Annotated in this window: 9 protein-coding genes and 13 tRNA genes; 2 read left to right on the forward strand and 20 right to left on the reverse strand. The window is 37.7% G+C overall.

Features of this window, described 5'->3' with window-relative positions:
- Positions 1 to 5 precede the first annotated feature (5 nt).
- On the forward strand, positions 6 to 1391 hold the full coding sequence (locus tag BLR54_RS14260; RefSeq protein ID WP_090422242.1) for an ATP-binding protein: 1386 nt from the start codon (positions 6 to 8) through the stop codon (positions 1389 to 1391).
- 142 nt (positions 1392 to 1533) lie between these two features.
- On the opposite strand, the gene BLR54_RS14265 is transcribed toward BLR54_RS14260, so the two are convergent.
- The 3 genes from BLR54_RS14265 to gloA2 form a co-directional block, all read right to left on the reverse strand.
- A complete protein-coding gene (locus BLR54_RS14265; protein ID WP_176761968.1) occupies positions 1534 to 2601 on the reverse strand; it encodes a tyrosine-type recombinase/integrase in 1068 nt (355 codons plus the stop codon).
- A gap of 142 nt (positions 2602 to 2743) precedes the next feature.
- A complete protein-coding gene (locus BLR54_RS14270; RefSeq protein WP_090422246.1) occupies positions 2744 to 2995 on the reverse strand; it encodes a heavy-metal-associated domain-containing protein in 252 nt (83 codons plus the stop codon).
- A 278-nt stretch (positions 2996 to 3273) separates the two neighbouring features.
- The gene (gloA2, locus tag BLR54_RS14275) at positions 3274 to 3657 is read right to left on the reverse strand and encodes an SMU1112c/YaeR family gloxylase I-like metalloprotein (protein ID WP_090422248.1); all 384 of its coding nucleotides are present in this window, start codon (positions 3655 to 3657) and stop codon (positions 3274 to 3276) included.
- 223 nt (positions 3658 to 3880) lie between these two features.
- On the opposite strand from gloA2, the gene BLR54_RS14280 reads away from it, so the two are divergent.
- Positions 3881 to 4165 carry a hypothetical protein gene (locus BLR54_RS14280; protein WP_090422250.1) on the forward strand — a complete coding sequence of 95 codons (285 nt, stop codon included), beginning with the start codon at positions 3881 to 3883 and terminating at the stop codon, positions 4163 to 4165.
- A gap of 74 nt (positions 4166 to 4239) precedes the next feature.
- On the opposite strand, the gene BLR54_RS14285 is transcribed toward BLR54_RS14280, so the two are convergent.
- The 17 genes from BLR54_RS14285 to BLR54_RS14370 form a co-directional block, all read right to left on the reverse strand.
- On the reverse strand, positions 4240 to 5019 hold the full coding sequence (locus BLR54_RS14285; protein WP_090422252.1) for a class I SAM-dependent methyltransferase: 780 nt from the start codon (positions 5017 to 5019) through the stop codon (positions 4240 to 4242).
- A 126-nt stretch (positions 5020 to 5145) separates the two neighbouring features.
- On the reverse strand, positions 5146 to 6063 hold the full coding sequence (locus BLR54_RS14290) for a DMT family transporter (RefSeq protein ID WP_090422254.1): 918 nt from the start codon (positions 6061 to 6063) through the stop codon (positions 5146 to 5148).
- Between the two features lie 23 nt (positions 6064 to 6086).
- Positions 6087 to 6455, reverse strand: coding sequence for a YccF domain-containing protein (locus tag BLR54_RS14295; protein WP_090422256.1), 369 nt, complete (start codon positions 6453 to 6455; stop codon positions 6087 to 6089).
- Between the two features lie 220 nt (positions 6456 to 6675).
- Positions 6676 to 7422 (reverse strand): metallophosphoesterase, encoded by a 747-nt coding sequence (locus tag BLR54_RS14305; RefSeq protein ID WP_090422260.1) that lies wholly within the window; start codon positions 7420 to 7422, stop codon positions 6676 to 6678.
- An 80-nt stretch (positions 7423 to 7502) separates the two neighbouring features.
- Positions 7503 to 7576, reverse strand: a tRNA-Arg gene (locus tag BLR54_RS14310).
- 22 nt (positions 7577 to 7598) lie between these two features.
- Positions 7599 to 7671 (reverse strand) — tRNA-Phe (locus tag BLR54_RS14315).
- A 6-nt stretch (positions 7672 to 7677) separates the two neighbouring features.
- Positions 7678 to 7751 (reverse strand) — tRNA-Met (locus tag BLR54_RS14320).
- 12 nt (positions 7752 to 7763) lie between these two features.
- Positions 7764 to 7845 (reverse strand) — tRNA-Tyr (locus tag BLR54_RS14325).
- A gap of 12 nt (positions 7846 to 7857) precedes the next feature.
- Positions 7858 to 7930 (reverse strand) — tRNA-Lys (locus BLR54_RS14330).
- A 32-nt stretch (positions 7931 to 7962) separates the two neighbouring features.
- Positions 7963 to 8033: transfer RNA gene (locus BLR54_RS14335), tRNA-Gly, on the reverse strand.
- Positions 8034 to 8046: 13 nt separating this feature from the next.
- Positions 8047 to 8121: transfer RNA gene (locus BLR54_RS14340), tRNA-Pro, on the reverse strand.
- Positions 8122 to 8128: 7 nt separating this feature from the next.
- Positions 8129 to 8201 (reverse strand) — tRNA-Val (locus tag BLR54_RS14345).
- A gap of 19 nt (positions 8202 to 8220) precedes the next feature.
- Positions 8221 to 8294: transfer RNA gene (locus BLR54_RS14350), tRNA-Asp, on the reverse strand.
- A 4-nt stretch (positions 8295 to 8298) separates the two neighbouring features.
- A tRNA-Ser gene (locus BLR54_RS14355) sits at positions 8299 to 8384 on the reverse strand.
- A gap of 19 nt (positions 8385 to 8403) precedes the next feature.
- A tRNA-Thr gene (locus tag BLR54_RS14360) sits at positions 8404 to 8476 on the reverse strand.
- A gap of 28 nt (positions 8477 to 8504) precedes the next feature.
- Positions 8505 to 8576: transfer RNA gene (locus BLR54_RS14365), tRNA-Glu, on the reverse strand.
- Positions 8577 to 8602: 26 nt separating this feature from the next.
- Positions 8603 to 8675: transfer RNA gene (locus BLR54_RS14370), tRNA-Asn, on the reverse strand.
- Positions 8676 to 8729: the final 54 nt, after the last annotated feature.

Raw genomic sequence — 8729 nt, forward strand, 5'->3', positions numbered from 1 at the left:
TTCTCATGTCAGCATTTATAGATAGAATAGATGAAATGGCAACATTAGAAAATGAATATGACAGAGATTCACCCTCCTTTGTTGTTATTTATGGAAGACGAAGAGTAGGAAAAACTACGCTCATAAATCATTTTTGCGAAAATAAAAAAGCTATCTACTTCCTAGCGACAGAAGAGAACGAATCTGAGAATCGAAACACTTTCAAGATGCTTATCGCAGAGACATTTAATAATTCCCTATTAGCAAGTGCTACTCTTGATTCTTGGGCACCAATTTTCAATATAATAGCGGATGAATCAAGAAATGAGAAAATCGTTCTTGTTATGGATGAATTCCAATATCTAGGTAAGGCAAATAAAGCTTTCCCTTCAGTAATGCAGAAGATTTGGGATGAGATATTATCAAAGTCAAACGTTATGCTGATTCTTTGCGGTTCACTTATCAATATGATGACTTCTCAGGTCCTCAATTATGATTCGCCTCTTTATGGTCGTCGAACAGCACAGATAAAGCTAAAGCAGATTGATTTCTCATATTATCATGAGTTTAATGAGTCTTTATCTATGGAAGAGCAGATTCAGCAATATGCTGTTACTGGTGGTGTTCCTAAATATATTGAGTTATTCCATAAGAAAAAAGATATTTACACGTCAATCAAGGAAAACATTTTAGCGACAGGATCATTCTTATATGCAGAGCCTGAGTTCTTGTTACAAAAAGAAGTATCAGAGGTAGGTAGTTACTTCTCAATCTTGAAGACTATAGCTGCAGGTAATCATAAACTCAGTAAAATTGCATCAGCACTTGGTGTATCTCAATCGAATCTGACAAATTATTTAAAGACACTTATAGATTTGGATATTATTGAACGTGAGGTTCCTATTACAGAAGAAAACCCAGAGAAAAGCAAGATGGGATTATATAGAATCAAAGATAATTTCATTTCTTTTTGGTTCAAATTTGTATACCCAAATCGAAGCATGCTCGAATCGGGACATTCAGAATACGTAGAAGATAAGATTAAGAACAACTTCATCGACAATCATGTTTCTTTTATATATGAAGATATTTGTCGTGATGATATATGGAGCCTTTTATCTGAGGGTATATCATTTAATCGTTCTGGCAAATGGTGGGGTTCAAAGGATGTGGAGATTGATGTTGTTGCATACGATTCAACCGGAACAGACATTATCTTTGGTGAATGCAAGTATTCTAAAAATAAAAAAGGACTTAGTGTCCTAAACGATCTCCAGGAAAAAGCTAAGGTTGTTAACTGGAATAAAGATAATCGAAAAGAGTACTTTGTTCTGTATTCAAAAAGTGGTTTTACTGATGAATTAGTTGAATACGCTGCTGAACACAAAAATGTATATTTGAAACAATTATAATAATGAAAGCACTTAGCAAATTAAAGCTACGTGCTTTTTGTAATGTATTTAACCCAAAAACCAGAATGCTAAGTTAAAGAAAATAGTGTAATTTTAGTGGAAAAATATACAGAAGTTGATAGCAAATGGCTATAAGATGCCTTTATTTCTGGCGCCAATTTCTAGACTTCTTAACAGCATCCTCCTTATCGCTGGCTCTGGCATAGATGTTAGTGGCAGCGATAGAAGCGTGCCCCATACGGTTTTGAAGAACCAGAATATCATGATCAGACTTATAAAACTCCATAGCAAAGCTGGAGCGGAGTTTGTGTACGCTGATATCGTTGCGGTGAAGGGAAGCTCTGACATATTTCTTTAACATCTGTTGAATCTGACGTACTGAAAGTCTGTCACCATCGATGGTAGTGAAGAGAGGAGAGTTGCTATCGAATTTCTCTCCATGAATTTCCCTAGATTTAAGATAATCTTGTATATATTCTTTGGATTCATCAGAGAAATAAACCTTTGAAGGTGTTTTACCGGTTCTTTTTTTACCTTTTCTTAATGTGAGAACGAAGCATTCGTTCGCTTCATCTTTAATAAAATCATCATAGATGACAACATCATTAACATTAAGAGCCTGTAATTCGGATATGCGAAGTCCAGTGTCTAAAAACAGGAAAATGATGGCCAGATCACGTTTCTTATATTTCTCATGGAAAGCCAATTCGCGCTTTGAAAGCCCAGTACCATACTGTATACAATCTAAAAGCTTTGCCTGCTCATCAAGATTTAAATAGGTAACAAAATCGCTTTGCTCAATGGAAATCCCTTCAGAGCCAGTAACTGGATTAAAGTCCAGCTTTCGCTCAGTATTAATCAGGTAATTATATATTATGGAAACCGATGATCTGCGACGTGCGCAGGTTCGCTCAGACAATTCCTGTTTATCCTTCATCCATGTAACAAACTTATTGATGTCGTTTGGCGTAATTGACTTAAGGTTATCTATAGTAAGTTCCGCAGTTTCTTTTTCAGGGAAATATGGCAAGAAATTTACAGTATACTCAAAGAAATACAATAAATCCCTGGCATAATTAAGCTTAGTTAATATAGCCTTATCATGAGATCCAAAATCAAAGTATCCATGTATGCATGAAGGCAACTCAGCCTTTATTTCTTCAAGTTTATCTATATTGGATTTAGGGTTAACATTGCCATGCTGATTCATATGGATTCTCCCAAATAACATTTTTATTTGTTTCTATAGCTATTTTAAATTATCTATTGCATATTTGCAAATATAACTTAAATTATACGCATAGATTTTTCTATCTGCCATTAATATGCCCCAAAAAGTCCCCAAAAAGTATTTAAAACAATCCTAAGAATTTCTTCTTATAAGGCTCTGAACTTATTGATTGTACAGAGTATCCTGTCTCTCCAATAGCGGCTACTAGCTTATTTTCATCAGGAATTTGCTCTGAGATAAATGAACTTTCTCCTTTAGTGTGCGAACTCGTTACTTTTTTAGCATCTGGAAGGGCCTTTCGAATTGCATCGTTTACATGGGCTTCACACATGCCGCACATCATACCTTCAATTTTTAATATTGTCTTTGTCATCAGTATTTCCTCTTTTTTTAATGTCTATGTTTGTGTAAATAATATTGCTGCCAAATTAAAGCACCGGCTAAGAATAGTATTGAAAGAATCTGCATAAGCGTCATAATAAACACCTCCTACTCTTCTATCTATATTTATTATATCGTCACAAGTTAGATATGTCTAACCCTAAATAAAAAATATAGAGCTTCCGGCAGGAAACTCTATCAGAATGTTATCCTCGATGTAGACAGGTTTTATTTTATTCATCCATTTTTCAATATCCAAAAATGCCGTTTTTATTCATGAAGTTCTAAAGGTAATCCATCTGGATCGAAAAAGAAAGTCATTTTCTTATTTGTAAATTCATCAGTTCTGATTGGTTCGCATTCGATACCAAGTTCATTCAGTTCTGCTACTACTCTCTCTATTTCGTTTACTTTAAAGGCTAGATGCCTAAGTCCACAAGCTTCTGGAAAAGACGGTCTTTTAGGCGGATTTTTTGGAGCGAAAATCTCAAGCTCTGTCGTATCGTTTACTTTTAAATCAAGCTTCCAATCTTCTTTTTGTGGTCTATAGTTTTCGCGTATTACTTCAAACCCAAGCTTATCAACGTAGAAATCCTTTGATTTTTCATAGTCAGATACGATTATAGCGATGTGATGAATTGCAAATAAATCCATATATTAATTCCATTCTTTCTTCAATATTGTAGTCTTCTGTATAAGCATAGATACATCTGCTTTACTCCTGAAGTATTAAATACAAGTTTAGCACTTCCTTTCGATAATTGTAAAATTTTAATGAATTTTGGATGTTCGATTGACTCGAATGCCTGTTCGGGTGTATATTGTCTGTACGAATATAGAACAAATATTCGAGAAGCGCTTAGGAGGTACTGGCAATATGAAAGTATATGACAAAGTGGAAGTGATATGTATCCACAAAGCCAATAATACAATCATTCCTCTCCGCTTCCGACTAATGAATGATAATGGAGAATATGAAACATATACAGTAAGTGCGTTTAAGCCTGTACCAAAGACAGGCACCCGCACTACCAAAGATGGTATATACGTATCGAACAGTGTAGATATCTTTGAGTGCAAGGTTCATATCTTTGGGCTAGAGAGAATTGTAAGATTGTACTATGATCCTAAGATTAACAATACTTGGAAGCTGGCTGTATAATGTCACTATATATTTGTTAATGTTACTGAGAGGAGCTTGAAAAAGAAGGTCTTTTAGGCCGATTCTTTGAAACTCTACCACTCAAATACAGCTAGTCGATTATTAATATTCTTGCCAATGATAGCAAATATCTTCCCGCGTATTGAGTACTTCTTCATTTCTTCATTATAGCTTGTTTCGGATATAAGGCGCATCCTTGGTTCAAGCTCCAAATATTCAAGTCCTGATTTTGTTCCCCAACCAAATGTAGCATTGGTATGTTTTACAGCATCATGATGGTTTCCATTCTTTTCAAGGAATGGTGAATGAAGTTCAGCGAGAAGATATCCATGTTCAAAGCTATCACAAAGCATATTGATACATGTCTTTACTTGCCCTTTTGAAAAATATTCAAGTACACCCTCCATAACTACGATGTTCATATCATGCTTTGGAAGCTGCTTAGTCCATTCCCCGTCAAGAGCGCTTCCTTCAAGCATTGTACATCTATCCCTGTCTGAGTATACTTTGCGTCTCTTCTCTATCTGATCAGGAAGATCCACATCAAACCATGTGATACGACCATTATCAACTTGTGTAAACTTATCATCAAAACCACATCCAAGATTAACGCAAAGAGCATCTGGATATTTTTCGATAAGTCTTTTTAACTCATCTCTATACAATATTGTTCTTGCGACCACACCCTCATGAGACATGAACGGGTCATACTTACTAACATCAACGCCAAGTGCATCAATAATCTCTTTTGCTTTAAAGTCAACTATTCTAGCATTTTCCCTCGCCGTCTCACTCGCTTTTATCGCAAGCGGAATAAGTGCTGTTTCCTGTACATCACCAAAAGTAAGATCCATTGTTTCTTTCCTCCCTTTTTTATTTTTCTAATATGCTTACATAATAGCACTTGCAGTTAGTTATGTCTAACCTTAATTTAAAAATAAAAAAGGCGCAAAAAAAGCCCTAAACGGGCTTTTCTATTTCTAGTCTCTATTTACTACATAGATTCCTGCACTTACCAACACTAATGCGATTAAATATTGGACAGTAATCTTCTTCCATTCAGACAGAAAAAGTGCTGAAAGAAGTGCTCCAAAAATTGGATTTGTGAATCCATAAATAGTCACCGATGAGACTGGATTGTATTTTAATAATATACCCCAAATTGAATACGCAACTGAGGAAATCAAAGCCATATATACTATCAGCGGTATTCCTGTGATAGACGTAATTTGCAATCTTCCACCTGCGAAATATCCAACCAATATCATGACGATACCGCCTATTATAAATTGATAACCACTAAGAGTAACAGGATTTTCTTTTGTCGAATATTCCTTAATTAATACGGATGATATGGCATAAGAGATGGACGCTATAAGGATAAATCCTTCTCCGTTTACGGCAAATCCCTCTCCAAGATTTCCTCCAGCAAGACTCACCAAAATTACACCAATGGCACCCAAAACGCATCCGCTAATTTTGTTTATTGTAAGTTTTTCCTGCTTCCTTATAAGACAGGCTAAAAGTATAGCAAAAAAAGTGCTCATGCCATTTATTATTGAAGCTTTTACGCCTGAAGCATGCGCCAATCCCACATAGAAAAAGAAGTACTGTAAGATGGTTTGAAATACGCTAAGTGTCCATACCATCCTCCATGAATCTTTCTTTGGGAACAACATTTTTTTCTGCAAAAAACTTCCAAATATTATGGCCATAACACCCGCTAAAAAGAAGCGTAACCCTGCAAATAAAATCTGTGACATACTATCACTAGCTTCAATTTCAAAAAGTTCGTATCCGATTTTAATGCTTGGAAATGCACTTCCCCAAAGCAGACAACATAATATTGCCAAAAGGAAAACTATTAACTTATTTTTGAGTAGATTTTTATTAGTCATCCGTCCTCTCATCTAAATCGACCTTACGCAACCTTGACAACTTTTGTTCCAAATGGTGCAAGGGCCAGACTTGCAATTTTGAAATACTGAATTCCAAATGGAAAGCCAATAATTGTGACGCATAGCATTATCCCAATCAGTGCATTACCAATAGCAAGCTCAAGTCCTGATACAAAGAACCATATTATATTTAATAAGCACGATACTGTGCCACCCTCATCCACAACATCTTTTCCAAATGGGTTAAGTGATATAGATGAGAGTTTAAAACACTGTAACCCTACAGGAATACCGATGATTGTAATGCACCATAAAACTCCTGCCAGCCACCAGCCCAAAGCACTAAGCAGTCCGCCGCAAATTATCCAAATTATGTTTCCAATTAGTTTCATTAATTTCCTCCATAAAACCTATTTAGCCGTGAGTGTTAGTTAAGTATTCTTTTAAGAGAATAATCCTCTTTTACCCACATTATGATTAGTATAACATAGACAATGAGAATATTGGACAGATTAAGCTTTTGATTTCTATAGGTTTTTGATGGTGTGCATTTCACTATTGAAGGGCATAAAAAATTTGCTGAATGTTTTCTGAAAAAGCTAGAAGAATTGGTTATTTTATAATCATCTGGGGCATCCATCTCAAAAAGTCTCCAGACACAAGAGAATACCGTATTCTCCGCTTCTTTCCTACTATACTATCATGAAATCTGCTCTGACCATGACAGTGTCCATACACAACTTGCTCCACTCCGTACTGCTCTGCAATTTTAGTAAAGATGCTATTAGTCTGAAGGATGTTAGTTGGCGGATAATGTAAAAACATTATAAATTTCTTATAACCATCCGCTTTAGCAGCTTCAAAAGAAGACACTAATCTCTCAGATTCTCTTTTTACAAGTTTTTCGGCATGTTCCGCTTCCTTTTCATCCCACCCTTGAATATTTCCATATCTATCTACATAAAATGGTCCTTCAAAGGTATATCCCTTTGTTCCGACCAGAGCATAGTCTTCATATGAGTAATAATTATTCTGCAGAAACAAAAGCTTTCCGTCAAAAGCGTTATTCAGTTGATTTGTCTTCTTGGCATCCCAAAACATATCGTGATTTCCTCGAAGAAGAATCTTGCGACCTGGCAAAGCAATTATGTACTCTAAGTCTTTCTTACATTCTGTGAGATTTTTTCCCCAGCTGTGATCTCCAACAAGCACAAGGGTGTCCTCATCCGTCATCAGACTGCAACAATTCTCCTTGAATATCAGCTCATGATTTTGCCATACTTTGTCTTCAATTTGATTTCTCGCCTTAAGCTCTGATTGAAAATGTAAATGTAAATCTCCAATTGCGTATAATGACATGACATCACCTTCCACTTATTATCGATATAATTTCATTATAACAAAAAACACTGAATCGATGATGATTCAGTGTTTTCTAGCGTGCGTGAGAAGATTCGAACTCCCGACACCTTGGTCCGTAGCCAAGTGCTCTATCCAGCTGAGCTACACACACATATTTACAAACTTGAAGATGATGCCCAGAGTCGGAATCGAACCAACGACACGAGGATTTTCAGTCCTCTGCTCTACCAACTGAGCTATCTGGGCTAGTAATAGCGAGAGGGGGATTCGAACCCTCGACACCGCGGGTATGAACCGCGTGCTCTAGCCAACTGAGCTATCTCGCCATAATAATAAAGTGGGTGGTGGTGGATTCGAACCACCGAAGCAATTAGCAGCAGATTTACAGTCTGTCCCCTTTGGCCACTCGGGAAACCACCCCTAAAAAAATAATGCGCGATCAGGGGTTCGAACCCTGGACACCCTGATTAAGAGTCAGGTGCTCTGCCAGCTGAGCTAATCGCGCAAATTATTAAACTGTAAATTGCCAATGCAAAGAGCGGGTGATGGGAATCGAACCCACGTATTCAGCTTGGAAGGCTGATGTTCTACCATTGAACCACACCCGCATATTAAGTTAAGTCGGGGTGACAGGATTCGAACCTGCGACCCCCTGGTCCCAAACCAGGTGCTCTAGCCAAACTGAGCCACACCCCGATATTAATGGGACCTACAGGGCTCGAACCTGTGACCCTCTGCTTGTAAGGCAGATGCTCTCCCAGCTGAGCTAAGATCCCATAACAACCAATCTGGTAACGACCCCAGAGGGACTTGAACCCTCGACCTCCGCCGTGACAGGGCGGCGCTCTAACCAACTGAGCCATGAGGCCAAAACGCAGAGGGTGGGATTCGAACCCACGCGCCCTTGCGGACAAACGGTTTTCAAGACCGCCTCGTTATGACCACTTCGATACCTCTGCATATGTGTTAAATTTTGAAAGCCGATGATCGGACTCGAACCGATAACCTGCTGATTACAAATCAGCTGCTCTGCCAATTGAGCCACATCGGCATATTACTAAGTATTGCCTTTAGGCAAATGACTCCGACGGGAATCGAACCCGTGTTACCGCCGTGAAAGGGCGATGTCTTAACCGCTTGACCACGGAGCCAAACTGACAACGCCTACGTTGTCTAGCTCCCCAAGTAGGACTCGAACCTACGACAACTCGGTTAACAGCCGAGTGCTCTACCAACTGAGCTATTGAGGAATATTTTGGGATTTAATAATCCTAGTGGAGACGGAGAGATTCGAACTCTTGACC

Origin of the sequence: Pseudobutyrivibrio sp. YE44, from assembly GCF_900104335.1 — a bacterium.
GTDB lineage: Bacteria > Bacillota > Clostridia > Lachnospirales > Lachnospiraceae > Pseudobutyrivibrio.